Here is a 23,182-nt window from a genome sequence, read left to right as displayed (position 1 = left end):
GAATTGCAAGGCGGTAGGGGGTGGCCCACCCATGCTGATCGAGCTTCGTGAGCATCCTCCACCAACCGGGTCATCCCCGCGAAAGCGGGGACCTCCGTTTGCAACGCCGGTAAGGAAAACAGAGGTCCCCGCTTTCGCGGGGATGACCCTTGGGGAGGGGCAACCACCAGCGAGAAACGTCCGTCACATAAACGTCACGCGCCGGTCATCGGTCTGTGATCGGCCCCTCCTACAGCTTGGAACGGCTCTAATCTCTGGAGCCTTTCCATGCAGTTGAGGAGCATGCCGATGAACGAGCACCAACCCGTTTTCAAGACGTCGCAGCTCGAGCTTGCCGACGCCGAGCCGCGCAACCCGTCCGCCAACCCGACCATGGGCGAGATCATCTCGGCCCGCTTCTCGCGCCGCGGCTTCCTCAAAGGCTCGCTTGCGGTTTCGGCCATTGCAGCGACCGTGAGCCCGCTGGCGCTGCTGCAGGCCGAACAGGCCCGCGCGCAGGAGGGCGGCTCGGCCTTCTCGTTCACCGAGGTCGAGGCCGGCGTCGACGAGACGCACCATGTCGCCGAAGGCTATGACGCCGACGTGCTGCTGCGCTGGGGCGATGCGGTGCTGCCCGATGCACCCGCGTTCGATCCGGCCAACCAGACCGCGGACGCGCAGGCCAAGCAGTTCGGCTACAACAACGATTATGTCGGCTATATCCCGCTCGACGGCTCCGATGAGCACGGGCTGCTCGTCGTCAACCACGAGTACACCAACCCGCACCTGATGTTCCCCGGCCTCGTCACCATCGTCGAGGGCGAGATGACGATGAACTCGCTGACCAAGGAGCAGGTCGATGTCGAGCTGATGGCGCATGGCGGCACCATCGTCGAGATCCGCAAGGTCGACGGCAAGTGGCAGGTTGTTCCGGACGGGCAATACAATCGCCGCATCACGGCGATGACCGAGATGGAACTGACCGGCCCGGCCGCCGGCCACGACCGCCTCAAGACCAATGCAGACCAGACCGGCACCAAGGTACTCGGCACCCTCAACAACTGCGCCGGGGGCGTCACGCCCTGGGGCACCTACATCATGGCCGAGGAGAACTTCCACGGCTACTTCAGCGGCGAGCTGACCGAAGATCATCCGGAATTCGCCAACTACGACCGTCTCGGCGTTCCGGAAGGCTCCTACGAATGGGCCAATTTCCACGACCGGTTCGACATCGCCAAGGAGCCGAACGAGCCCAACCGCTTCGGCTACATCGTCGAAGTCGACCCGATGGATCCGACGTCCGTTCCCAAGAAGCGCACCGCGCTCGGCCGCTTCAAGCACGAAGGCGCCGAGTCGATCGTCAACAAGGACGGCCGCGTGGTGTTCTACCTCGGCGACGACGAGCGCTTCGACTACGTCTACAAGTTCGTCACCGCCGGCACCTACAATCCGGACGACCGCGCCGCCAACATGGACCTGCTCGACGAGGGCACGCTCTACGTCGCCCGGTTCGACGAGAGCGGGTCGGTCGAATGGATGCCTCTCGTCCACGGCGAGGGTCCGCTGACGCAAGAGAACGGCTTTGAGAGCCAGGCCGACATCGTCATCGAGACGCGCCGCGCCGCGGACCTCCTCGGCGCCACCAAGATGGACCGGCCCGAGGACATCGAGCCGAACGGGACCAACGGCAAGGTCTACGTCATGCTGACCAACAACACCCGCCGCGAAGCCGAGCAGGTGGACGCCGCCAACCCGCGCGCCGAGAACGCCTTCGGCCACATCATCGAGATCGCTGAGGCGGATGGGGACTTCGCCGCGACCACCGGCACTTGGGAAGTTCTGCTGCAGTGCGGTGATCCGTCGGTGGCCGAGGTCGGCGCGACCTTCTCGACCGACACCACCGTCAATGGCTGGTTCGGCATGCCCGACAACTGCGCCATCGACAGCGACGGACGCCTGTGGGTTTCGACCGACGGCAACAACCCGTCCGCCACCGGCCGCACTGATGGCCTGTGGGCGGTGGATACCGAGGGCGCGGCGCGTGGCACGTCCAAGCTCTTCTTCCGCGTGCCGGTCGGCGCCGAGATGTGCGGCCCGGTGTTCACGCCCAATGCCGAGACGCTGTTCCTTGCCGTCCAGCACCCGGGCGACGGCGGCGACGACTGGGAAGGCTTCGGGCGCGTGTCCTACTACGAGGATCCCTCGACCCGCTGGCCGGATTTCGACGACAGCCTGCCGGTGCGTCCGTCCGTGGTGGTCGTGACCAGGCAGGGCGGCGGCAAGATCGCTGTCTAGGGCACGTCAGGCTCTATCGGAATCGGCGGCTCCTTCGCCTCCCTCCCCCTTGAGGGGAGGGAATGAGAGTGGGGGGCGTTGTGGGGATCACCGATGGACCCCCACCCCCGACCCCTCCCCTCAAGGGGGAGGGAGCCCTCCGGCTCGTGCTTCCGTCAATACATGACATAGTCTAGTCAGTAGCGTAGCGTAACGCGTTGGGGCCGGCTCCGTGAGCCGGCCCCGTCATTTCTGGTCTGCAAGGCGGGCACCCTCAATCCCTCCCCACAAGGGGGTAGGGAGACGGTTCCGCGCACTCGCCAGTGTATTGCCGTTATTCGCTCGTCCCGATCTCGCCCACCTCATAAGGCGTCGTCTGGTAGATCTCGTTGATCCAGTTCTGGAACAAGAGGAACGCGTGGCTGCGCCAGCGGTTTTCCGGCTGCTGGGTCGGATCGTCGTTGGGGAAGAGGTTGATCGGCGGCGGAGTATCGAGGCCGGCCTTCAGGTCGCGCTCGTACTCGTCCGCCAGCGAGCGGTTGTCGTACTCAAGGTGGTTGAGCATATGGACGGCCCGGTGCTTGGGGTCGTCCAGCATGCAGAGGCCGATCTCGGCATTGTCGATGAGGATTTCCAGGTCGCCCGAGAGGCTCTCGCGCTCGATGTCGTTGTAGCGCGAGACGGGAATGGCGACATCATCGGAAAAGCCGCGAAGATAGGGGGAGGCCGGCTTGACGACCTTGTGGCGATAGACGCCGAACGCCTTCTGCTCCATCCGCCGCCGCCGCGCGCCGTGGAAGTGGTGCAGGGCGGCCTGCGCGCCCCAGCAGATGAACATGGTGTGGTGGACGTGGGTCTGCGTCCAGTTCATGATCTCGACCATCTCGGGCCAGTAGCGCACGTCCTCGAAGGGCATGTTGGCGATAGGCGCGCCGGTGACGATGAAGCCGTCGAACTTCTCGGAGCGCACGTCCTGCCAGGTCCGGTAGAAGGTCTTGAGATAATCTTCCGAGGTGTTCTTGGACTTGTGGTCGGTGACGCGGACGAGCGTCAGGTCGATCTGCAGGGGCGTCGCGCCGACGAGGCGCGAGAACTGCGTCTCGGTGCGCTCCTTGTTGGGCATAAGGTTCAAGAGCCCGATCTGGAGCGGGCGGATATCCTGTCGGGCGGCTCTGGTTGAATCCATCACCACCACGCCCTCGCGCTCGAGCGTCTGGCGGGCGGGCAGGTTGTCGGGAATGCGGATGGGCATCTGGCCCTCTTGCGATTGCTGAGTTGAATGGGGATCGAAACGTGCTTGCGGCTGGGGCCTGCGGCCCTAACGCATTCGGTTCTCGATCGCCCAGGACATCAGCTCGATGAAATCGGCGCCCGATTTCACCTTGGCGAGATCGGCCGCTTCGATCACGTAACCATGCCTGTCCGCCAGCGCCTGGTAGCGCGGCAGGCGGTCGTGGAGGAGGGCGGCGAAGCCCCAGGCGGCAAAGCCGGCCGGGTCGACGGCCTCGTCATCGGCGACGCCGTTCAGCGCCTTGTACTCGTTCCATTTCTCGATGAGGAATTGCGGCCGGTAGTACATGGGCTTGGGGTTCTTCTTGAAGCGCCGCACGAGTTCGTCGGCGTCCTTGTCCGTACCCCTTATATAGACCAGCGCGGTGTGTTGCGTGAGGGTCTTGACGACCGGGTCTTCCGGATCGTCATGGTCGATGACCTCGATCAGCGAACCGCCGGTGTCGGCGATGAAGTTTCCGTAGCCGTAAAGGGCCTCGGCCCGCTCGATGAAGTGCGGCACGTCGAGCAGCGCCGAGATTTCGGCGACGCGATGCTGCTCCTGGCGGACCTGGTATTCGCGCAGCGGCAGCCCGCCGCGCTTCGGATCGCCGGGCGTGCCCAGATACGTCGAGAGCGGGTCGAGGTTGCCGAAGGTGATGTTGGACGAGATGTAGATCGAGTCCGAGCGCAGCAGGTCGGCCAGGAACGGCACCTTCATCGCCTCGCGCTTGAAGTTGTCGACGATGTACTCGCCCATGTGGCGGGTGCCGATGCGGTAGTCCACCGAGTAGTGGAACCAGCCGTCCTCGCGTAGGAGGTTGCTCAGCCACGTCTTGCCGACGCCGGCCATGCCGAAGACCGTCACCGCGTGGCGCGGGTTCGCGAGGAACTCGTCCTTGTTCTTGAATAGCATGGGGCGGGTGGCTCCGGCGGAGGCGTCAGACCGCAAGCGTTTAAAGCAGTCGACCGGCGGGGACAAGCGGGAGCCCTGCATGCCGTCGATGCTAGAGGCGGTGCGCCATGAGCCGGCGGCAAAAAATGCCCGGCTGCCCGGTCAGACTTGCCGCGATGCCGCCTCAATTGCGGGCGCCGGCGCCGGAAACCCCAGCAAATCCGGGCTCCTTTCCAGTTGGCACCCTATTTGCTCCTCATGAGGCGACGCGCCCGAGGAGGCGCAACCAGTTCGCGGGAGTTATTCATGGGCATTTACGGGGCTCTTTCCAGTGCGGTGTCGGGGCTGCGCGCGCAGGCGCATGCGCTCGAGAACATCTCGGGCAACATCGCCAACTCGCAGACCACGGCCTACAAGCGCATCGAGACCGATTTCCTCGATCTCATTCCCGATGCGCCCCTCAACCGCCAGATCCCGGGTGCCGTGCAGGCGCAGTCGCGTTCGACCAACGACATCAAGGGCGATATCAAGTCGGTCTCGACCGGGACCTATATCGCGCTCAACTCAAACGGCTTCTTCGTCGTCGAGCCCAAGGTCGGTCAGTCGGACGGCAATGCGGTCTTTGCCGGCACCAACTTCTATACCCGCCGCGGGGATTTCGAGATCGACAAGGACGGGCGCTTGGTCAACGGCGCCGGCTACTATCTCAAGGGCCTGCCGATCGACACGCGCACCGGCAACATCTCGGGTTCGGTGCCGGAGGTGATCCAGCTCTCCAACGCGTTCCTGCCGGCCCAGCTCAGCTCGCGCATCAACTATCAGGGCAACCTGCCCCAGGTGCCCAAGACGACCGCCTACAATCCGACGGTGCCGGGCAGCGAGCTGCTGGATGCGGGTGACTATGCGGGCGGCACGACCGGCACGCCGCTCAACCAGATAGAGGCGGGCGACAACGCGCTGTTCCTGACCAACACGATCGAGGGTGGGTCGATCACCGTCTTTGCCGAGAACGGCGCGCCTGCCGTCGTGCAGATGCGCTGGGCCAAGGTCGACAGCCAGGCCAATGGCGGCACGGACACCTGGCACCTCTATTATGTCTCGGACAGCAACGCGACCGGCACGGACGCCATGTGGACGCGGGTGGACACCGAGTTCACGTTCGGGCCCGACGGCTCGATGACTGCGCCTACGGGTACATCCATCGATATCGCCAACCTGACCGTCAACGGCGTCCAGGTCGGCGACGTCGAGTTCAACTTCGGCGCCAAGGGCATTTCGCAGTTCGCCGACGTCAATGGCACCGCGCGGGTGACGACGCTCAACCAGAACGGCTACGGGGCCGGCGAGTTCGTGTCGGTCGCCATCGCCGACAACGGCCGGGTCGTCGCGACCTATTCGAACGGCATGCGTATCGACATGGCGCAGGTGGTGACCGCCGAGTTCAACGCGGCCAACCAGCTGAAGCGTCACGACGGCGGCGTCTATTCGGCGACAGCCGAGTCGGGCGAGCCGATCACCGACGTTTCGGGCGGCGGAATCCTCGGAGGATCGCTGGAGGCGTCCAACACGGATATCTCGGAGGAATTCACCAAGCTGATCGTCACGCAGCAGGCCTACGCGGCGGGCACCCGTATCGTCAGCGCCGCCGACCAGATGCTGCAGGAATCCCTGAACATGATCCGCTAACGCACGCAGCCGGGCGCCGGAGGCCGCTTAAGGACGAGCGATCTTCGGCGCCGGCCGCGCCCTCGCCGGCGCCTGACACCCAATCCGATAGGAGCCCAGAATGGGTTTGATGTCCTCGCTCAACAATGCGGTCTCGGGGCTGCGGATCAACCAGGATTCGCTGGCCGTCGTTTCGCGCAACATCGCCAATTCCGGCACGCCCGGCTATCACAAGCAATCGCTCAACGTCGTCGACTACAGCGATCACTCGTCGACCTATGCGCGCACGATGGGGATCAACCGGGCGTTCGACAAGAGCCTGCAGACCTACTACACGCGCCAGGTCTCGGACGCGGCGATGTCGAGCGTGCAGGCGAACTACCTCGACCGCCTGCAGACCTACCTCGGCAAGCCCGGCGACGCCGGCTCGCTCGACAAGGTGTTCCAGGACCTTCAGAACGCGCTCTCCTCGCTTGCCACGAGCCCGGACGACTACAACGTGCGCGCCCAGGTCGTCTCCCAGGCCCAGACCATGGTCGAGACGCTCAACCGCCTCTCCAACGATATCCAGACCATGCGTCAGGAGACCGAGGGGCAGATCGCCGCCAACGTTCATCAGCTCAACGGCATGCTGACGAGCCTGCAGGAAGTGAACCTGCGGCTGCTCGACCTCGGTGCGACGGATGGCGCACGCGCCAGCCTCATGGATCAGCGCGACAGGCTCGTCTCGCAGATCGCCGAGAAGATCGACGTCACGGCCGACTATCGCCCGGACGGCACGGTGGCGCTCATGACCCGGTCGGGCGCGAGCCTGATCGACGGGCGCGCCTCGACCTTCAATTTCGAGTCCGCGGGCAATCTCGCGGCGACCTCCGAGTTCCACCACGATCCGGACCTGACCAAGGTCGGCAAGCTGACGCTCACCTCCCCCTCGGGGATGACGTTCGATCTCGTGCAGCATGGGGTGATCCAGGGGGGTGAGCTCGGTGGGCTCCTCGACCTGCGGGACCGCACGCTGGTGCAGGCCCAGTCGCAGCTCGACGAGATCGCCGCCGCGCTCGCCAAGGCCTTCGGCACGGTGCAGACGCCGGGCACGGAAGCGGCCAATGGCGGAGTGGCGGGCTACGAGCTCGACATCGGCGGCATCGCGCCGGGCGAGGATGTGCTCATCAACTACACCGAAAACGGCGTTGCCCGACAGGTGCGGCTGGTCAACACGGTGCAGGCGCTCGACTACAAGGACGCGAGCGGCGTGCGCGTCATCGGCGTCGACATGTCGCTGGGCGCCGGGGCGGTCGCCGGGCAACTCGCCGGCCTTCTGCCCGGTCTCGATTTTTCGCAGTCGTCCGGGTCCACCCTCAGCGTGCTCGACGACGGGGCAGGGGGCGCTATCGACGTCACATCGGTGATCGGGCGCTCGTCCTCGGGCGCCGCGCAGGGCGGGGGGCTCGCCCTCAACCTCTTCGTCGACGCCGGCAACAAGGCCTTCACCAACAACCTCGACACCAATCCGCCGCAGAAGCTCGGCTTTGCCGCGCGCATCTCGATCAACGCTGCGGTGCTCGCCGACAACCGGGTGCTGGTGCAGCACGAGATCGGCGGGTCGCTCGGCGACAGCTCGCGGCCCGACTATCTGGTCGACCAGCTCAAGAACATGAAGTTCGTCTCGGGCGGCGACCCGAAGGCCAATCCCAACGCCTTCCAGCTCAACGGCAGCGTCGGCGAGGTCATCTCGCAGGTGATGGGCTTCCAGGGCAGCTCGATCGCCTCGGCCATCAACCGGCGCGACGACAGGTTGCTGACGCTCGATACCGTCATGCAGCAGATGGAGCAGCAGTACGGCGTCAACGTCGAGGAGGAGCTGGCCCGGCTCATCGAGCTGCAGAACGCCTATTCGGCCAATGCCCGGGTGGTTTCGATCGTCCAGGACCTGTTCGACAAACTGTTCAACGCCTGAAGGAGCTCGCCATGATCGTCAACAAGTCGATGTACCCGATACAGACGAGCTTCTCGGTCCTGTCCAAGATGCAGGGGCGGCTCAGCGAACTGCAGATGCAGCTCGGCACTGGCCAGAAATCCTCGAACCTTTCGGGCATGGGGCGCGACCTGCCGCTGTCGCTCAGCGTGCGTTCGCGCCTCGCCCGCATCGAGGGCTTCAATGCCAACATCTCGACCGTCAACCTGCGGCTCGATTTCCTCGACAACGCCATGACGCGCTTCGACAAGATCGAGGGCGAGGCACGCAACTCGGCCATCCCCGGCCAGTACGGCACCGGCGACATCAACATGGCGACGCTCCCGGGCCTGTCGCGGGGCCGGTTCGACGAGATCGTCACCCTGCTCAACAGCGAAGTCGCCGGCCGCTACCTGTTCGGTGGTTCGGTGACCGACAAGCCGCCGCTGCCCAACGAGAAGGTGTTGCTGGAGGGCGAGGGCGGCCGGGCGGGCTTCCGCACGGTCGCGGGCGAAAGGAAGCTCGCCGATGCGGGCGCCGACGGCCTCGGGCGCCTGGCGACGAGCCGAGCCGGCACCACCGTTACGCTCAGCGAGGACGGCAGCCACCCCTTCGGCTTCAAGCTTTCGAACCTGTCGAGCTCGAGCGGCGGCGTCACGCTCTCCGGCCCAACGGGCAATCCCGCCTCGCTCGGCGTCGATTTCACCGGCCAGCCCATCGCCGGGGAAACGGTGACCATGGGCTTCACGCTGCCGGACGGCACCGAGACGCAGATCACGCTCACCGCCACCACGGATGATCCGCCGGCGGCAGGCCAGTTCACCATTGGCGCCGATCCGACGGCGACGGCCGCCAATTTCGAGACGGCGCTGCGCGGCAGCCTCGAGACGGAAGCCTCGACGACGCTTTCGGCGGCTTCGACCTACGCGGCGGCGCAGAATTTCTTCAACGGTCCCGGCGAACCGGCGCTGCGCGTCGACTTCACGCCTCCGCAGACGGCGGCAACCGCCACCGGACTGCGCCTTGCTTCGCCCAACGACACGGTCACCTGGTATGCGGGCGAGAGCCCGGCCGTCAGTGCGAGCAATCTGGGCCGGCTGAATGTCACGCAGTCGGGCAATGCGGTGACGCTCGGCGAGCAGGCGCCGGTCTCGGCGGCGCACGGGTTCCGGATCACCGGCGTCTCGCTTCCCACCGCCAACATCTCGACGAGCCAGGCCGGCAGCGATCCGGAGTCGGTCTCGATCCAGTTCAACGCCCCGCCGGCGGCCGGCGAGACGGTGACGGTGACGCTTTCCGAGCCGAACGGAACGACCCGCCAGGTGACGCTGACCGCCGTCAGCGGCAAGGCCGGGCCCGGACAGTTCAGCATCGGGGGCGATGCCGCCCAGACCGCGGCCAATTTCTCCAAGGCCCTGACTGACGGCGTCACGGTCGCGGCGGGGGCGGCGGAGGGAAATCCGCGCCAGAGCGTCACCGCCCAGGTCGACGATGCGACCAAGGCCGCCTATGGCGTCCAGGCCAACGAGAGCGGGTTCCTCCGGCTCATGCGCACCATGGCGGCCATGTCGGTCGAGACGTACCCTACCGACGATCCCTCTTCACGCGGCCGGTTCGACGCCATGACCACGCGGCAGATGTCGGAGATGGGCGAGCAGCACAACACCGAACGCGGCTCCATCGAGATCGTCACCATGGAGCTCGCCGTCGCCCGAACGACCTCGGACAACTCCGCTACCCGGCATACGAACTACAAGGCCCAGCTCGATGACCTGCTTTCGGATGTCGAGACGGTTTCCAAGGAGAACGTCGCCATGGAGATCCTGGCGTTGCAGGTGCGCCTGCAGGCCAGCTACCAGACGACGGCCATGGTCGCGCAGCTGAGCCTGGTGCATTACATCAGGTAGCGTACTCGGCCTTGCCCGGACGCCACCACAGGCACGGCACTCCTTCTCCCTTAGGGAGAAGGGGGAAGTGTCCGTGGCACCATCGCGCCCACCCACCGGCTGTCATCCCGGCGAAAGCCGGGACCCATCCCCGAGCGCATCAAGGAATACGCAAGGAGCGGCAGCGCCCCTCCTGCCTCGATCACGCACACCTTGCGGCTGGTGAACCATCTCAGGATGGATCCCGGCTTTCGCCGGGATGACAGGCGGTGAGTGATGAAAAGGGCAAGCGGCGACTGAGGCTGTGTCCGCCATCTACCCCGTGATAGCGCCGAACCCTCAAACACAAAGCCCCGAACCAGGTTCGGGGCTTTTGGATACTAGCGGGTGAAGCCGATCAGCTCGCCTGGCTGCGCAGGCCCGCGGCCAGCTCGCGGTTGATGTTGATGAGCACATCGAGCTTCTGCGGCTCGGGGCGCAGCATGATCTCGTGGGAGCGCTTCATGACGAAGAGGCCAAGATTGGCGATGTTCTGGCGGATGGGCGCGGCCAGAGGATGGTTTTCGTTGGTCGCCGAATTGATGAACACGTTCCAGAGCTTGCGGTTGAAGGTCAGAACCTGGTTGAGGTCGGTCGCGTCCTTTTCCCAGTTGTCGCGCACGCGTTGCAGGTTTGCCGCCGAACGCGAAAGCAGGTTCGCCTCCAGGTCGCGCGGGTTAGTCGTCCGCCTGGCGACCTGCTGATAAGCCGCCGCCGCCTGATTCTGCTGCATGTGCGAAAATGCCCCGTTCGTGCTCGATCAGCTTCTTGGCTGCCTTGAGAGCTTTGTAAAGATTTCCGGTTAAAATCTCGTTATTTACTTGATCGACAAAGGGAATTGTCGACGGAGCGGCTTTGACGATGTCGTTCACGAGCTCGAAATATTCGCCGCGCAACGTCGAGATGTCGTCCTCAAGGTACATCAGCTGAACGGCAAGATAAATTCGCTTGGCGGGGCTGTCGGCCGTCGCCGGCGTCAGGATGTCTTTCTCGCGAAGTATAGGCGCCTTGCCGTCGATGAAGAGGCGGGCGCGCTGATCCGAGTTGGTGATGATGCAGTTGCCGACGATAAGGCGTTCGCCGGGCTTGAGTTCGACCTTGAGCGACATGCGCGGACTCGAATCGTTGATGTTGCGCGCAGTATAGCAGGGGGGCGAAAGAAAAGGCGGGCACGAGGCCCGCCTTCTCCCATTCGTATGAGCGTTGCGCTTAGAACAGACGCAGCACGGCCTGGTCAGCCTGCGAGGCCATGGAGAGGGCCGTCGAGGAGAGCTGCTGGCGGGTCTGCAGGGCGAGGAGGTTTGCGGCTTCCTCGTTGGCGTCGGCCAGCGTCAGGTTGGCGGCGCCGGTCTGCAGCGTGTTGATCATGTTCTTCGAGAAGTCCTGGCGGTTCTCGACGATCGAAAGCGAGGAACCGAAGGCGGACGACTGCGAACGGACGGTGTTGATCGCCGACTTCACATCGGTGAGGAACGCGTCGATCGTGGCGTCGGCGTCGAAGTCCTGGGCCTCCATGTTGGTCTCGAGGCCGAGCGTCGCCGAATTGATCGACTTGCCGTCCTTGGACTGGATTTCCAGTTCAGAAGTGCCGGTCTCGTTGAAGGTGATCTTCAGGAGGTCGCCGCGCAGCAGGTTCACACCGTTGAACGAGGCATCGTCGGCCAGCTTGTCGAGCTGGTCGCGCAGCTCGTTGTACTGGGTGGCGAGGTCGGCGCGGACCGAGTTGCCCTCAATCGTGCCGGCAGTAGCGCCGATCGTGACCGCGGTGGTGTTGGTGCCCTCGTTGGAGACCGTCAAATCTCCAGTCGAGATGTTCTCGATGCGCAGCTTGCCATTGTCGTTCGAGGCGCGAACTTTGCCCGTGTGCGCGGTGTTGATCGCTTCAACTGCGGCATCCAGCGTCAACCCGCTGATGTCGACTTCAGCCGGAGTGCCGGCGGTGTTGCCGATAGAACCACCGTCCAGGCCGATAACAACGGTGCCGTCACCGGCAGCGCCCGCGAAAGCGCCGTTGGTGAGCGAAAGCTCGTAAGACTGGGTCTGGAACGACTTGTCCTGACGGGCCTGGCGCAGGGTCGACTGCATCGACTCGAGGTTCTTGGTGATGGCCTTGAGGCCATTGTCGGCGGCCTGCAGCGTCTGGATGCCGTTGGCCATGCCGTCGAGCAGCGCGCCCATGTCACCGGCGCGGCTGTTGAGCGACGACGCGGTGAAGAAGTTGGTCGGGTTGTCGAGGGCGGAGTTCACCTTGTTGCCGGTGGCCAGACGCTCCTGCGTCTTGCCCATCTGCGCCGCGGTGTTCTGGAGCGAAAGCAGGTTCGAACGAACGGCTTTCGAAAGCGAAATATCGGACATTTTGTTTCCTCTTCTAGGAGACCGATTGCAGTGACGCCTCTTCCTGAGACTGACGCCAGCATGCCGCGGACCCGATAAAGAACCGTTAACGGCGGCGGTAAACCCAGTCGTCATCCAGGTGGCATCAGGCCGGTTCAGGCGGTGCGGTCGGGCAGGATGAGGCCGGTCTGCTTCGAGCCCCTCGGCCTGCCGATGCGCCGCACATTTTCCTGGCGGTCGTCCGGACGCGGCGGCACGGCCTCAGCGGCCACGGAGGCGGCGAACATGGCGCCGGCCGGCAGCTCCGGCTCGGCGGGCGGAGCGTTGCGGCGGGAACGTTCGCGGGACTTGTTGTCGCTCATGAGGCCGGCGCGGCGGGCAGGGACCGCGCCGTCCGGCAGGATCGTCGCCTGGCCCGGCGCCGTGCGTGCCCGCAAGTCCGCATTCGCGGCGGCGCCGGCGAGGATGGGCTCGGCGGAAAAGAGAAGACTCAATCGACGATCCCTTCGGCTTGGTCGCCGGGGTCGCCGGCGGCCTTCGTTCATCCGGAGGGTCGGGTGGGGACGTTGTCCCCACCTTTAGGAATTCGAGCCTATTCGATTCAAATTTTAACGCAATGTCGCTGCCCGTTTAACGGGCCTTGTTGACCGCTATGCCGAGGGCGGCATCGGCGGGGTCCTCGGCCATCGCGCCGTTCGCGCCATAGGTCGCCGGCCGCTCCTGCTGGCCGACGAGCACGGCGACGTCCGTGAGGAGATCGTCGGTGACGGCCTTGGCGGTGGCGATGACGCGCAGGTTCTCGGCCATCTGGGTGGCGAGGCGTTCATGGCCGAGGCGCAGCGCCTCGAGCTCGGCGGGGGCTTCGGCCTTCAGCCGATCGGCCTGACGCTGGATGGAACGGGCAAAGCCGACATAGTCCTGAGCCAGACGCGTTTTCTCGGGTGTCAGGGCCGCCGAGTCGCGCAGATGTCCGGCGCGTAGCAGGGTCGTTTCGCGGTTCATGATATCGACGAGGGCGGCAAGGGTCTCGCCGGCGCTGGCGCAGAGTTCTGCGGCCGGCAGGCTGTCGAGGGCGGAAAGGCGTTCTGCGGCGGACATTTAGCGGGTTGCTCCCTTGTAGGCTGTTGCGGCCCCTGCGGGCACGGTTGCGTTGGCGGCTTCCTGTACGGCGATGAGGTCGCCGAGAATCTGATCGGCGAGGCCGATGCCACCGGCCTCGGCCATGGCCTGGGCCATCTGCTCGGCCTGCATCGAGCGCCAGGTCTCCTCGCCGAACCCGCCGCCGAAGGCGCCTTTGGTCTCGATGCCGGAGAACATCTGCTTGACGAGGGTGTGAAGGAACACGCCCTCCAGTTCCTGCGCCTGCTGGCGCAGACGCTCGACGGGCAGACCGGTCTGGGTGGTCACGGAAACGGAGCCGACCATCACAGCACCTCGATCTCGGCCTGCAGGGCGCCGGTCGCCTTGATCGCCTGCAGGATGGCGATGAGGTCGCGCGGGCTGATGCCGAGGGCATTGAGCCCGTCGACGAGCTCCTGAAGGGTGACCGACTCGTTGACGAGGGCGAGGTTGCTGCTCGTTTCGGTCACGTCGAGGTTGGTGTTGGGCTCGACAGCGGTCACGCCGAAACTGAAGGGAGCGGGCTGCACAACTTCCGGGTTCTCGGCGATCGTGACGGTGAGGTTCGACTGGGCGACCGCCACAGTGGAGACGCGCACGTCCCGGCCCATGACGATGATGCCGGAGTTCTCGTCGATGACGATCTTGGCGGGCTGGTCGGTCTGCACCATCAACTGCTCGATGTCGGTCAGCAGGTCGACGATGTTGCCGTTGAAGCCGGGGGGCAGGGTGACGCGCACCGTCGCCGGATCCTCGGGCGTCGCGGTCGGCGCGCCGATGAAGTCGTTGATGGAAAGGGCGATGCGCCGGGCAGTGGTCAGGTCCGGGTTGCGCAGGGCGAGGCGCAGCGAGCGGAGCGAGCCGAGATGGAAGTCGATCTCGCGTTCGATCAGCGCACCGCTGGAGATGCGGCCGGTGGTGGGCACGCCCGAGATGATGGTAGCGGCGTCCCCTTCGGCGCGGAAGCCGTTGATGCTCACCGGGCCCTGGGCGATGGCATAGACCTCACCGTCGGCGCCAAGGAGCGGGGTGACGAGGAGCGTGCCGCCCTGCAGGCTGCGGGCATCGCCAAGCGCCGAGACGGTGACGTCGATGCGCGAGCCCTGGGTGCCGAACGGCGGCAGATTGGCGGTGACCATGACGGCCGCGACGTTGGCGGTGCGCACGTTCTCGCCGGCGGTGTTGACGCCGAGGCGTTCGAGCATCGATTGCAGCGACTGGCGGGTGAAGGGCGAGTTGTTGAGCCCGTCGCCGGTGCCGTTGAGGCCGACGACGAGGCCGTAGCCGACGAGCTGGTTCTCGCGGATGCCCTCGAAGTCGACGATGTCCTTGATGCGCGCAGCGGCGGCCTGCACCTCGGCCATCGGCCCCGAGAGGACGACGGCGGCGAGCGCGGCAAGGGCGTATCGCAATAGCCTTGGTCTCATGGTGTTCCCCGTATCGCGTCCGCCCATCCCCATGGGCGAACCATTCGCCATGCACATTGCGAGAAACGTGCCAATTGCCGGATTGATTCCGGGGACAACGTTAAGGGAATGAAACTAAAGATAATTTTCTGTCGCTTTGGGGTCTGCGCGGCATTGCCTTCCGGCGTGCGGGCAAAACTTGCCGATCTGTTTAAGCGTTCCTTAACCATGCGCGGGGCAGTTTTTGCCGGGTAATGGACCAGCCGAGAGTCGGGCCGCGGTGCGCATCGAAGCCAATTTCAGGACCAGCGGCGTTGCCTCGCGCTCAGGCGTCGGCCAGGCGCAGGGTGGGGGCGAGTTCCGCCTCGGCGAGGCTGCAGCTTCTGCGCGTGCGGGCTCGGCGCCCCTGGTTTCGGGACCGGCCAGCATCGGAGCGCTGCTCGCCCTGCAGGCCGTCGGCGATGCGACCGAAGGGCGCCGCAGGCAGGCGATCAAGCGCGGGCGCACGCTTCTCGACACGCTCGAGGAGATGCGCGCCGACTTTTTGGCCGGGCGGGCGAATCCCGCCATGCTCGACCGGCTCGCCACCATCCTTTCCGAGGAGCGCGAGACGGCCGAGCCGCAGCTTGACGCGCTGCTCGACGACATCGAGCTGCGCGTGCGCGTCGAGCTCGCCAAGCACGGCCGCTGACGGCCTCGCCCACCCGCATCGTCATCAAACCGTTGTGCAAATCGGGCTAAGGCCCGGCGGCATGGGCCTGGCCCGAGGCCGCGAGCGGCTTTCCTTGCTTGCCCGGCCCCTTGCACTTGACTATATAGGCCCCCTCAAGGGCGCATTGGAGTTGAGTCTGCTGATGTCTTCGGTTGATGACCTTGTTGAATACCGGCCCACGGAAGACGAGCCGTTCATGAACCCGCGCCAGCGGGAATACTTCCGCAAGAAGCTCGAAACCTGGAAGGAGGAGATCCTCCGGGAAAGCCGCGAGACTCTCGAGAACCTCCAGGAAGAAAGCCAGAACCATCCCGATATGGCCGACAGGGCCTCATCCGAAAGCGACCGGGCGCTGGAGCTTCGCACCCGTGACCGGCAGCGCAAGCTGATCGCCAAGATCGACGCGGCGCTGAAGCGGATCGAGGACGGCACCTATGGCTACTGCGAGGAAACGGGCGACCCAATCGGCATAGCCCGCCTCGACGCCCGCCCCATCGCCACCCTTTCGCTCGAAGCCCAGGAACTGCACGAGCGGCGCGAGAAGGTATATCGGGACGAATAACCTGCGGGATTGATTCCGCAGTTCCTGCCAAGCCCGCCTGAGTGCGGGCTTTTTTGTTTTTAGGACCCGACCACGCAAGAATGTCTTTCTGTGACGTCTGGACTCGGCGATGCTGCGATCCCAGGTGAGCATGAGGCGAGCGAATGGATGCCGAGACGGCTTGGGACGCGGAATACGCTGCAGGACGGTACAAAGCCGAAGCGCCCGTCGCGTTCGTTGAAGATATCCTCGCCTACGCAAGCGCGGCCGATCTAGTCCGAGCGGAAGGTCTCTATATCGGGTGCGGCAATGGCCGCAACTATCTGCCATTGGTGAGCAATGGCCTCAATCTCACGGGCCTCGATATCTCCCAAGTTGCGCTCACGCAATTGGCGGAGCGGTTTCCAGCGGGAAAGCACCGCCTGATTCATGGCGACCTGTCGGCTCTTCCTGCCGGCCGGACCTATGCTTTGGTCATCGGCATCCAGGTCTTCCAGCATGGCAACCAGGCGGTGGCACATGCCCATATCCGGACCGCTCTGGAGCGCGTTGCGTTGGGAGGATTGTTCTGCATGCGTGTCAACGCGGCAGGTACCGATTTGCCGTTTGCCCATGAAGTGACCGAGCACTCTCCCGGTGGAGGCTTTACCGCGCTCTATCTGGATGGTCCGAAGCGGGGACTGGAGGTCCATTTCTTTGGAGCATCCGAAATTGCCGACCTTCTCCACCCCTGGTTCGATCCTATACTGCCCCTGCGTGTCCAGCAGACGTGGCGCAAGCCTCCCGGGCAGGGCCAGTGGTCGCAATGGGAAGGAATTTGGCGTCGGGTGCGCTAGTCGTCACCCAGCACGATCTCCCGCTCCACCCCGATATTTCCTAGGAGCGCCCGATCGTGGCTGACGACCAGCAGGGCGCCGTCATAGGCCTTCAGTCCGGCCTCCACCGCCTCGATGGCGGAGATGTCGAGGTGGTTGGTGGGCTCGTCGAGGATGAGGAGCTGCGGTGGCGTCCTGCCGCCGATGGTGGCGGCGAGGCCGGCGCGCAGCATCTCGCCGCCACTCAACGTTCCCACGACCTTGAGGGCCGCGTCGGCTCGGAACATGAAGCGGGCCAGCGCTGAGCGGCAGGCGTTCTCGTCCTCGTCCGGGTTGAGGCGGCGGTAGTTGTCGCGGATGGTTTCTCGGGGATCGAGGATCGAGACAGTCTGGTCGAGCATGGCGAAGCTGCCGAGGATGCGCGCTGTGCCGGAAACCGGGGATAATTCGCCGGTGAGGAGCCTCAGCAGGCTCGTCTTGCCCGAGCCGTTGGCGCCGGTGATGGCGACACGCTCGGGGCCGACAACGGTAAAGCTCAGGTTACGGATGATCGGATTGCCGGCATCAGGCCCGCCGGTCAGTTCCTTGACGTCGACAATGGTCTTGCCCGTCGGCAGGTTCGTCGGAGCGAGCTTTACCGAAAGCGGTTGCAGGATTTCGATCTGGGCGCGGGCTTCGCTGGCGGCTTCCGCCGCGTCCCCGCGCATGCGGCCGGCGAGCCGGGCGTTCTCGCCGCTGGTTTCCTCCGCCCGCCGTTTCATTCCACCGAGGACGATGCGCGGAATGTCGCCCTTGGCCGCCTTGCGCGTCCCGGCGGCATCCTTCTTGGCCTTGCGCTCGGCCTGTGCCTGGATGCGCCGGTCGATCTCGACGACCTTGCGCTCGGCGGCGGCCAGATTGTGCTCGGCGGCGGCGAGCTCCAGGGCCTTGCGCTCGGCATAGTGGTCCCAATTGCCGCCATAGGTCTTTGCGCCGAGCGTCGTCAGCTCGACGATGACGTCCATGCGACGCAGCAGCTCTCGGTCGTGGCTGACGACGATCGCGCCGCCGCGCCAGCCCGAGAGCACATCCGCGACCGCCGCACGCCCGTCGGCATCGAGATTGTTGGTCGGCTCGTCGAGCAGGATCATGTCCGGCTCTTCTATGAGGAGGGCGGCAAGCGCCAACCGCGTGCGCTGGCCGCCGCTGAGCGTTGCGAGCGGGCGATGCGGATCGAGGTCGGGCAGGCCCGTTTGGGCGAGCGCCGAAGAGAGCCGGGCCGTCAGGGTCCAGTCGGCCTCCGCCGCATCATCGAGGCTGCCGGTGCCGGCGTCGAGGCGCTCGAGCCGGGCAAGTGCCTCCGCGATGCCGAGCGCTTGGGCGAGGGTGGTGCCGGGCGTGACCTGCACGGATTGGCGAAGGACACCGAGCGTTCCACTGACCGTGATCTGTCCGCCGGAGGGCGTCAGCTCTCCGGTGATCAGCTTCAGTATCGTGGTCTTGCCGGTGCCGTTGCGGCCGATGAGGCCGGTGCGCTGCGGGCCGAAGGAAAGATCAAGCCCTTCGAAAAGCGTCTGGCCGTCAGGCGTCCGGTAGCTGAGGTTTGCGAGCGTGATGGAGGTGGGCATGGGCGGAGTCCAGGTGGGCGATGCGGGCGAAGCGATCGATCACGTGGGTTTCCATGACTCACCGTCCTGTTGGTGCTGCGGATGAGGGGAAGATAGGGACGCGCGCCTGGGAGTCAACCGGCTTCCGGTTCCGCGCGACGTCGCGAGAATGTTATCGCGCCTCACACAAAGGCCGGAAACTGTGGCACTGGCGTCCTAGTTCCTGCCTTGGATTGCGGCTAGACGGGCCGCAATTAGGAAAGCGTTTGCCGCTTTTCGTTAGATTTCGCTCACCCTAACCGACGGAATTGTCAAAGTGTTGTCCAAAGTTTCGCGCCGCGGCTTCCTGGCGCTCGCTCCCCTCGCGCTCGCGGCGTGCACGTCGAGCCGCGGCATGCCGGTGGCTGGCGTCGAGCCGATGCCCTATGTCGACCCGCTCTATCTCGAGATGTACGGGGCGATGCCCGAAGAGAAGTTCCCCATTCCCGCCTTCAACCCGGCGCGGGTGCGGCCTGAGCTGCTGCGGCAGGTCGTCTACTATCCGACCTCGGAGCGGCCCGGCACGATCATCGTCGATCCGGGCGCCAAGTTCCTCTATCTCACCCGTGGCGACGGCCAGGCGATCCGCTATGGCGTCGGCGTCGGGCGCGCCGGCTACGACTATCAGGGCGAGGCCTATATCGGGCGCAAGGCGGCATGGCCGACCTGGACGCCGACCGCAACCATGATCGCCGAGAACCCCGAGCTCAACGCTCCCTGGGCGAACGGCAAGCCGCCGGGGCTCGATAATCCGCTCGGGGCGCGGGCGCTCTATCTCTTCCAGAACGGGCGCGACACGCTCTACCGCATCCACGGCAACAACGACCCGGCCTCGATCGGCCAGTCGGTGTCGAGCGGATGCGTGCGCCTGTTCAACCAGGACATCATCGACCTCTATAACCGTGTGACGGTCGGCTCGAAGGTCGTCGTGCTCAACACGGGCCTCGCGGCGCCCAACGATCTGGGGTATATCTGACCGCAGTCAATTCAATGAAAAGGGCCCGGCAGTGCCGGGCCCTTTTCATTTATCCATACCGGCGCTTCAGGTGCGCCTTGAAGTAGCCGGCGTTCAATGGCTCGCCGGTGGCGCGCCTGATGAGGTCGGGCGTCGACCAGCGGGATGCCTGCAGCCAGATGTTCTGCGCGCGCCAGTCGTTGACGGCGGCGAAATCGCCCTTGGCGATCTGTCCACGGGCGTCGGGGATGTCCTTTTCGAGCGCGGCCCATTGCTGCGCCGCGATCATGGCGCCGAGCGTATAGCTCGGGAAGTATCCGAAGATGCCAGCCGGCCAATGTACGTCCTGCATCGGACCGTCCTTGGGGTCATTGATGGTCGAGATGCCGAGATATTGGGTCATCTTGGCGTCCCAGGCTTCGGGAATCTGGCTGACCTCCAGCTTGCCCGAGACGAGATCCTGCTCGAGCTCGTAACGCAGGATGACGTGGAGCGGGTAGGTCACTTCGTCGGCATCAACGCGGATATAGCCGCGCTCGACGAAGTTGACCTTGGCCAGAACGTCCTCGACCTCCCATCCGGGGATCGCGTCCTCGCCCAGGTGCAGGTGCACCAGCGGCAGGGCGAACTGCCAGAACTCGGGGCTGCGTGCCACCTGCATCTCGACGAAGAGGCTCTGGCTTTCGTGGATGCCCATGCCGCGCGCCTTGCCCAGAGGCCAGTGCGACCAATCCTTCGGCAGGCCCTGCTCGTAGAGCGCGTGGCCGGTTTCGTGCAGCACGCCCATGAGGGACGAGAGGAACTCGTCGGTGCGGTAGCGTGTCGTCATGCGCACATCGGTCGGCACGCCCCCGCAGAACGGGTGGTGCGAGACGGCGAGGCTGCCGTGGGTGAAGTCGAAACCGGCGGCCCGCATGGCGGCGAGCCCCAGCTCGCGCTGCTTCTCGATCGGGTAGGGGCCGGTGAGGGGTTTCAGCGGCCGGTCGGCGAGGCGCTTTTCTTGAACGCCGAGCGCTTGCGGCACGAAATCGGTGAGGAAAGCCTTGAGGTCGGCAAAGACCTTGTCGAGCTCGGCGGTGCGGTTGCCGGGATCGTACTGCTCCATCAGCGCGTCATAGGGCGCAAGGCCAAGCGCATCAGCGCGCAATTGTGCTTCCTCACGCACCAGCGCCACGACGCCCTCTAGGGCAGGCAGGAACGCGTCCCAGTCGCCGGTCGGGCGCAATTCGCGCCAGAGCTGCTCGGAACGCATGGTGGCGGCGGTGCGCCGCTCGACGAACTCGGTCGGGAGGCATGTGGCGTTGACGTAGACGCGCTCGAACTCCCCGAGGGCCAGGCGCTGATCCTCGGAGAGGCCCTCGGCCTTGGCTGCCTCGAGCCAGTCGCGGATCTCGGGTGCGGTCGATTGCGCGTGGTACATGCCGGCGAGGTTGGCCATCGCCTCGGCGCGCTTCTCGCCGCCGCCGACGGCCATGTGGGTCGCCTCGTCGGCGCCGAGGATCGCCAGCGCATGCTCCAGCGCTTCGAGCTTGCGGCCGAGGGCGTCGAGTTTTTGGAAGGACATGAAGGAACGCTCCGGATCGGTATGGTCACCTAAGTTCCACAGCCGGGCCGGAGATGGAAGGGGGCAAAGCGTTGGGCAGGTTCAGTCTCTTCGACCGCCGCGATAGGTGCGCCAGGTTGCCCCGAGCGCCGCGCCGATGGCAATTCCGATGCCTATGCCCAGGGCCGTGTTGTCGAGGGCGGCGCCGATAACGGCTCCGACGCCGATGCCCACCGCCATGCCTATGGCCATGCTGCCGGCCGTATCCATGCTAGTTCTCCGCGTTGGCCCTCGCTTGGGCAACACGTGGTGCGACAGGATCGTTCCCCACGAAAGGGAAAGGGCGCAGCCGGGGAGACTGCGCCCTCGAAGTGGCCGGTCCTGTTCTGGGAGGCGGCCTCGATCACCCGCCGCGCCATGATGGGGGAGTGCGCGGCGGGCAAGCTGGTGGTTCTAGAAGGGCAGGATGGCGTCGAGCACTTGCTGACCGTAGCGCGGCTGCTGCACGTCGGTGATCTGCCCGCGCCCGCCGTAGGAGATGCGCGCCTCGGCAATCTTGCTCGAGGGGATCGTGTTGTTGGCCTGGATGTCCGAGGGACGCACGATGCCGGCGACGATGAGGTCGCGCACCTCGAAGTTGACGCGCACTTCCTGGCGCCCTTCGATGACGAGGTTGCCGTTGGGCAGCACCTGCGTGACGACGGCGGCGACGGACGTCTCGAGGTTCTCGGAGCGGTTGACAGAGCCGTTGCCGTTGTCGCTCGTGCCTGACGTCAGGTCGATGGCGTCGGCCGGGTTGATCGCTCCGCCCGAGATGTTGGTCACGGCGCTGCCGAAGATGCCGCCCATGCCGGCCGAATTGCTCGACGAGCGGCTGCGGGCGGTCTGATTGGCGATCCTGGCGCGGTCGTCGATGGTGACGAGGACGGTGAGGATGTCGCCGACTTTGTGGGCACGCTCATCCTTGAAGAAGCCGCGCGCCGAGGTGCGGTAGAGCGAGTTCGCCTGGTAGGTGTCGGGCGAGGGCTCGGGCATCGGCAGGCGCACCGGCTGGTAGCCGGCGACCGTCGTCGGGTCGATGATCGGATTGAGCGGCGGAGCCTGGCCGATGCTGGCGAGCCGGTCGGTGGTGTTGCAGCCGGCGAGAACCAGGGTGGCGGCGAGGAGCGTGGCAATCTTGAAGGGGTGCATCAGAAAGTCTCCCGAAACCGGTCAGAGGCCAGCGAGATTGATGGGGCCGGCGGCGGTCACCTCGACCGCGCCGGAAGCAATGGCGGTGGTGGAAACGACACGCTTCGACATCAGGTTGATCACGTCCACGGGTTCACCCCGCGCGGCGGCGTTCAGCGCCTGGCCCTTGACGGTCAACGTCATGGGGCCGGAACGGAAATAGATGGTCACCATCTCGTTGCGGGCGATCACCTGCGGTTCGGCGACGTCGGTGGCCTTGAGCGCCATGCCCTCGCGGCTCTGGCGCTTCAGAGCCTTGCCGACGAGCGCGGACGGACTGGCGAAGCCCATGGCGTCGGCCTGGCGCAGCGGCATCGGCCGCATGACGATGTGCTCGGGGCGAAGCACCGAGCCAGCCGGCATCGCGGCGGCGAGGTGCGGCATCTCGATCATCAGATCGATCGTGCCGGAAACGTCGACGGTGTGGTCGAGGCCGGCGACGGCAAACCGTGCCGTGAAGCCTCCGGTGCCGGGCAGGTACCGCAACGCGACAAGATTGACCGGCTCGGCAACGGCGGCGGCGGTGAGGGGAGCGAAATCCCGGGAGAAGAGCGTCTGCGTCGACATGCCGTCGGCGAGAACGCCGCGGGCGGCAAGATCGGTCTCGATCAGCCGCACCAGATCGTCCTTGCCGACCATCACGCCGGGGCGGGCCACCCGCACGGACGAAAGCCCTTCGCTGGCGAATTCGGCAAGTCCGGCGCGGGTTGCGGCAGCTTCTATGTCCTTCAGGGGCACGGTGCCGACCGTGCCCGGCTGCGGGGCACGAAAGAGCGGCGTTTCGGCCAAGGTGCCGGCATCCTCGAACATGTCGCCGATGGTGACGATGGCGCCCGAGACCGTGACGTCGGCCTTGAGCGTCGGCGCGGCGGCGGCGGTGCCGGCCATCAGGACGGCGGCGGCGATGGCAATGAGCGGGCGGGCGATCATCTGTCAGTCTC

Annotated in this window: 22 protein-coding genes; 8 read left to right on the top strand and 14 right to left on the bottom strand. The window is 65.5% G+C overall.

Annotation, left to right across the window (positions count from 1 at the left end):
• Window positions 1-288 precede the first annotated feature (288 nt).
• On the top strand, window positions 289-2,274 hold the full coding sequence (locus VE25_RS17670; RefSeq protein WP_083989031.1) for a PhoX family protein: 1,986 nt from the start codon (window positions 289-291) through the stop codon (window positions 2,272-2,274).
• 313 nt (window positions 2,275-2,587) lie between these two features.
• On the opposite strand, the gene VE25_RS17665 is transcribed toward VE25_RS17670, so the two are convergent.
• Window positions 2,588-3,505 (bottom strand): homoserine O-succinyltransferase, encoded by a 918-nt coding sequence (locus tag VE25_RS17665; RefSeq protein ID WP_046109973.1) that lies wholly within the window; start codon window positions 3,503-3,505, stop codon window positions 2,588-2,590.
• A gap of 66 nt (window positions 3,506-3,571) precedes the next feature.
• The gene (locus VE25_RS17660) at window positions 3,572-4,438 is read right to left on the bottom strand and encodes a hypothetical protein (RefSeq protein ID WP_046109972.1); all 867 of its coding nucleotides are present in this window, start codon (window positions 4,436-4,438) and stop codon (window positions 3,572-3,574) included.
• Between the two features lie 285 nt (window positions 4,439-4,723).
• On the opposite strand from VE25_RS17660, the gene VE25_RS17655 reads away from it, so the two are divergent.
• The 3 genes from VE25_RS17655 (at window position 4,724) to VE25_RS17645 (ending at window position 9,943) form a co-directional block, all read left to right on the top strand.
• Window positions 4,724-6,103 carry a flagellar hook protein FlgE gene (locus tag VE25_RS17655; RefSeq protein ID WP_046109971.1) on the top strand — a complete coding sequence of 460 codons (1,380 nt, stop codon included), beginning with the start codon at window positions 4,724-4,726 and terminating at the stop codon, window positions 6,101-6,103.
• Window positions 6,104-6,203: 100 nt separating this feature from the next.
• Window positions 6,204-8,039, top strand: a complete 1,836-nt coding sequence (gene flgK, locus VE25_RS17650) for a flagellar hook-associated protein FlgK (RefSeq protein WP_046109970.1) — start codon at window positions 6,204-6,206, stop codon at window positions 8,037-8,039.
• Window positions 8,040-8,050: 11 nt separating this feature from the next.
• Window positions 8,051-9,943 (top strand): hypothetical protein, encoded by a 1,893-nt coding sequence (locus VE25_RS17645; protein ID WP_046109969.1) that lies wholly within the window; start codon window positions 8,051-8,053, stop codon window positions 9,941-9,943.
• Between the two features lie 376 nt (window positions 9,944-10,319).
• Here VE25_RS17645 and flaF read toward each other — a convergent pair whose 3' ends face one another.
• The 7 genes from flaF to VE25_RS17610 form a co-directional block, all read right to left on the bottom strand.
• Window positions 10,320-10,694, bottom strand: a complete 375-nt coding sequence (gene flaF, locus VE25_RS17640) for a flagellar biosynthesis regulator FlaF (RefSeq protein ID WP_046109968.1) — start codon at window positions 10,692-10,694, stop codon at window positions 10,320-10,322.
• Window positions 10,639-11,070 carry a flagellar biosynthesis repressor FlbT gene (gene flbT, locus VE25_RS17635; protein ID WP_046109967.1) on the bottom strand — a complete coding sequence of 144 codons (432 nt, stop codon included), beginning with the start codon at window positions 11,068-11,070 and terminating at the stop codon, window positions 10,639-10,641. The genes flaF and flbT overlap by 56 nt, the downstream gene beginning before the upstream one ends.
• 100 nt (window positions 11,071-11,170) lie before the next feature.
• Window positions 11,171-12,316, bottom strand: a complete 1,146-nt coding sequence (locus VE25_RS17630; RefSeq protein WP_046109966.1) for a flagellin N-terminal helical domain-containing protein — start codon at window positions 12,314-12,316, stop codon at window positions 11,171-11,173.
• Between the two features lie 134 nt (window positions 12,317-12,450).
• Window positions 12,451-12,789 carry a hypothetical protein gene (locus VE25_RS17625; protein ID WP_046109965.1) on the bottom strand — a complete coding sequence of 113 codons (339 nt, stop codon included), beginning with the start codon at window positions 12,787-12,789 and terminating at the stop codon, window positions 12,451-12,453.
• A gap of 136 nt (window positions 12,790-12,925) precedes the next feature.
• Window positions 12,926-13,393: a hypothetical protein gene (locus VE25_RS17620; RefSeq protein WP_046109964.1), complete on the bottom strand. Its 468-nt coding sequence runs from the start codon at window positions 13,391-13,393 to the stop codon at window positions 12,926-12,928.
• Window positions 13,394-13,720 (bottom strand): rod-binding protein, encoded by a 327-nt coding sequence (locus tag VE25_RS17615; RefSeq protein WP_046109963.1) that lies wholly within the window; start codon window positions 13,718-13,720, stop codon window positions 13,394-13,396.
• Entirely contained in the window at window positions 13,720-14,841 is a 1,122-nt protein-coding gene (locus VE25_RS17610) for a flagellar basal body P-ring protein FlgI (protein ID WP_046110001.1), read from the bottom strand. The genes VE25_RS17615 and VE25_RS17610 overlap by 1 nt, the downstream gene beginning before the upstream one ends.
• Window positions 14,842-15,100: 259 nt before the next feature.
• Between VE25_RS17610 and VE25_RS17605 the strand changes: the two genes are divergently transcribed.
• The 3 genes from VE25_RS17605 to VE25_RS22450 all read left to right on the top strand — a co-directional run bounded on the left by VE25_RS17605 (window position 15,101) and on the right by VE25_RS22450 (window position 16,909).
• Window positions 15,101-15,511 carry a flagellar assembly protein FliX gene (locus VE25_RS17605; RefSeq protein WP_046109962.1) on the top strand — a complete coding sequence of 137 codons (411 nt, stop codon included), beginning with the start codon at window positions 15,101-15,103 and terminating at the stop codon, window positions 15,509-15,511.
• 163 nt (window positions 15,512-15,674) lie between these two features.
• Complete coding sequence (gene dksA / locus VE25_RS17600; RefSeq protein WP_046109961.1) at window positions 15,675-16,094, top strand: RNA polymerase-binding protein DksA; 420 nt, start codon at window positions 15,675-15,677, stop codon at window positions 16,092-16,094.
• A gap of 143 nt (window positions 16,095-16,237) precedes the next feature.
• Complete coding sequence (locus tag VE25_RS22450; protein ID WP_083989028.1) at window positions 16,238-16,909, top strand: class I SAM-dependent methyltransferase; 672 nt, start codon at window positions 16,238-16,240, stop codon at window positions 16,907-16,909.
• Here the strand turns inward: VE25_RS22450 and VE25_RS17590 are convergent.
• A complete protein-coding gene (locus VE25_RS17590; RefSeq protein WP_046109959.1) occupies window positions 16,906-18,495 on the bottom strand; it encodes an ABC-F family ATP-binding cassette domain-containing protein in 1,590 nt (529 codons plus the stop codon). The genes VE25_RS22450 and VE25_RS17590 overlap by 4 nt on opposite strands.
• A 295-nt stretch (window positions 18,496-18,790) precedes the next feature.
• On the opposite strand from VE25_RS17590, the gene VE25_RS17585 reads away from it, so the two are divergent.
• Entirely contained in the window at window positions 18,791-19,489 is a 699-nt protein-coding gene (locus tag VE25_RS17585) for a L,D-transpeptidase (RefSeq protein WP_244466970.1), read from the top strand.
• A gap of 49 nt (window positions 19,490-19,538) precedes the next feature.
• On the opposite strand, the gene VE25_RS17580 is transcribed toward VE25_RS17585, so the two are convergent.
• From VE25_RS17580 to flgA, 4 genes are all read right to left on the bottom strand, one after another.
• Window positions 19,539-21,032 carry a carboxypeptidase M32 gene (locus tag VE25_RS17580; protein ID WP_046109957.1) on the bottom strand — a complete coding sequence of 498 codons (1,494 nt, stop codon included), beginning with the start codon at window positions 21,030-21,032 and terminating at the stop codon, window positions 19,539-19,541.
• Window positions 21,033-21,113: 81 nt separating this feature from the next.
• The gene (locus VE25_RS23030; RefSeq protein WP_500683372.1) at window positions 21,114-21,263 is read right to left on the bottom strand and encodes a glycine zipper domain-containing protein; all 150 of its coding nucleotides are present in this window, start codon (window positions 21,261-21,263) and stop codon (window positions 21,114-21,116) included.
• Window positions 21,264-21,464: 201 nt separating this feature from the next.
• On the bottom strand, window positions 21,465-22,202 hold the full coding sequence (flgH, locus tag VE25_RS17575; protein ID WP_046109956.1) for a flagellar basal body L-ring protein FlgH: 738 nt from the start codon (window positions 22,200-22,202) through the stop codon (window positions 21,465-21,467).
• A gap of 21 nt (window positions 22,203-22,223) precedes the next feature.
• Window positions 22,224-23,171, bottom strand: a complete 948-nt coding sequence (gene flgA / locus VE25_RS17570) for a flagellar basal body P-ring formation chaperone FlgA (protein ID WP_046109955.1) — start codon at window positions 23,169-23,171, stop codon at window positions 22,224-22,226.
• Window positions 23,172-23,182 lie beyond the last annotated feature (11 nt).

Source organism: Devosia geojensis, assembly GCF_000969415.1.
In the GTDB taxonomy this organism is placed as follows: domain Bacteria; phylum Pseudomonadota; class Alphaproteobacteria; order Rhizobiales; family Devosiaceae; genus Devosia; species Devosia geojensis.
This window is presented reverse-complemented; position numbering and strand designations above follow the sequence as displayed.

Excerpts from the sequence above, each read along its gene's own strand:
- VE25_RS17630 (WP_046109966.1), bottom strand. The coding sequence starts at position 12,316 with ATGTCCGATATTTCGCTTTCGAAAGCCGTTCGTTCGAACCTGCTTTCG.
- VE25_RS17580 (WP_046109957.1), bottom strand. The coding sequence starts at position 21,032 with ATGTCCTTCCAAAAACTCGACGCCCTCGGCCGCAAGCTCGAAGCGCTG.
- VE25_RS17590 (WP_046109959.1), bottom strand. The coding sequence starts at position 18,495 with ATGCCCACCTCCATCACGCTCGCAAACCTCAGCTACCGGACGCCTGAC.
- VE25_RS17660 (WP_046109972.1), bottom strand. The coding sequence starts at position 4,438 with ATGCTATTCAAGAACAAGGACGAGTTCCTCGCGAACCCGCGCCACGCG.
- flgK (WP_046109970.1), top strand. The coding sequence starts at position 6,204 with ATGGGTTTGATGTCCTCGCTCAACAATGCGGTCTCGGGGCTGCGGATC.
- VE25_RS17645 (WP_046109969.1), top strand. The coding sequence starts at position 8,051 with ATGATCGTCAACAAGTCGATGTACCCGATACAGACGAGCTTCTCGGTC.
- VE25_RS17615 (WP_046109963.1), bottom strand. The coding sequence starts at position 13,720 with ATGGTCGGCTCCGTTTCCGTGACCACCCAGACCGGTCTGCCCGTCGAG.
- VE25_RS17670 (WP_083989031.1), top strand. The coding sequence starts at position 289 with ATGAACGAGCACCAACCCGTTTTCAAGACGTCGCAGCTCGAGCTTGCC.
- flbT (WP_046109967.1), bottom strand. The coding sequence starts at position 11,070 with ATGTCGCTCAAGGTCGAACTCAAGCCCGGCGAACGCCTTATCGTCGGC.
- flgA (WP_046109955.1), bottom strand. The coding sequence starts at position 23,171 with ATGATCGCCCGCCCGCTCATTGCCATCGCCGCCGCCGTCCTGATGGCC.
- VE25_RS17655 (WP_046109971.1), top strand. The coding sequence starts at position 4,724 with ATGGGCATTTACGGGGCTCTTTCCAGTGCGGTGTCGGGGCTGCGCGCG.
- dksA (WP_046109961.1), top strand. The coding sequence starts at position 15,675 with ATGTCTTCGGTTGATGACCTTGTTGAATACCGGCCCACGGAAGACGAG.
- VE25_RS23030 (WP_500683372.1), bottom strand. The coding sequence starts at position 21,263 with ATGGCCATAGGCATGGCGGTGGGCATCGGCGTCGGAGCCGTTATCGGC.
- flgH (WP_046109956.1), bottom strand. The coding sequence starts at position 22,202 with ATGCACCCCTTCAAGATTGCCACGCTCCTCGCCGCCACCCTGGTTCTC.
- VE25_RS17620 (WP_046109964.1), bottom strand. The coding sequence starts at position 13,393 with ATGTCCGCCGCAGAACGCCTTTCCGCCCTCGACAGCCTGCCGGCCGCA.
- flaF (WP_046109968.1), bottom strand. The coding sequence starts at position 10,694 with ATGCAGCAGAATCAGGCGGCGGCGGCTTATCAGCAGGTCGCCAGGCGG.
- VE25_RS17610 (WP_046110001.1), bottom strand. The coding sequence starts at position 14,841 with ATGAGACCAAGGCTATTGCGATACGCCCTTGCCGCGCTCGCCGCCGTC.
- VE25_RS22450 (WP_083989028.1), top strand. The coding sequence starts at position 16,238 with ATGGATGCCGAGACGGCTTGGGACGCGGAATACGCTGCAGGACGGTAC.
- VE25_RS17665 (WP_046109973.1), bottom strand. The coding sequence starts at position 3,505 with ATGCCCATCCGCATTCCCGACAACCTGCCCGCCCGCCAGACGCTCGAG.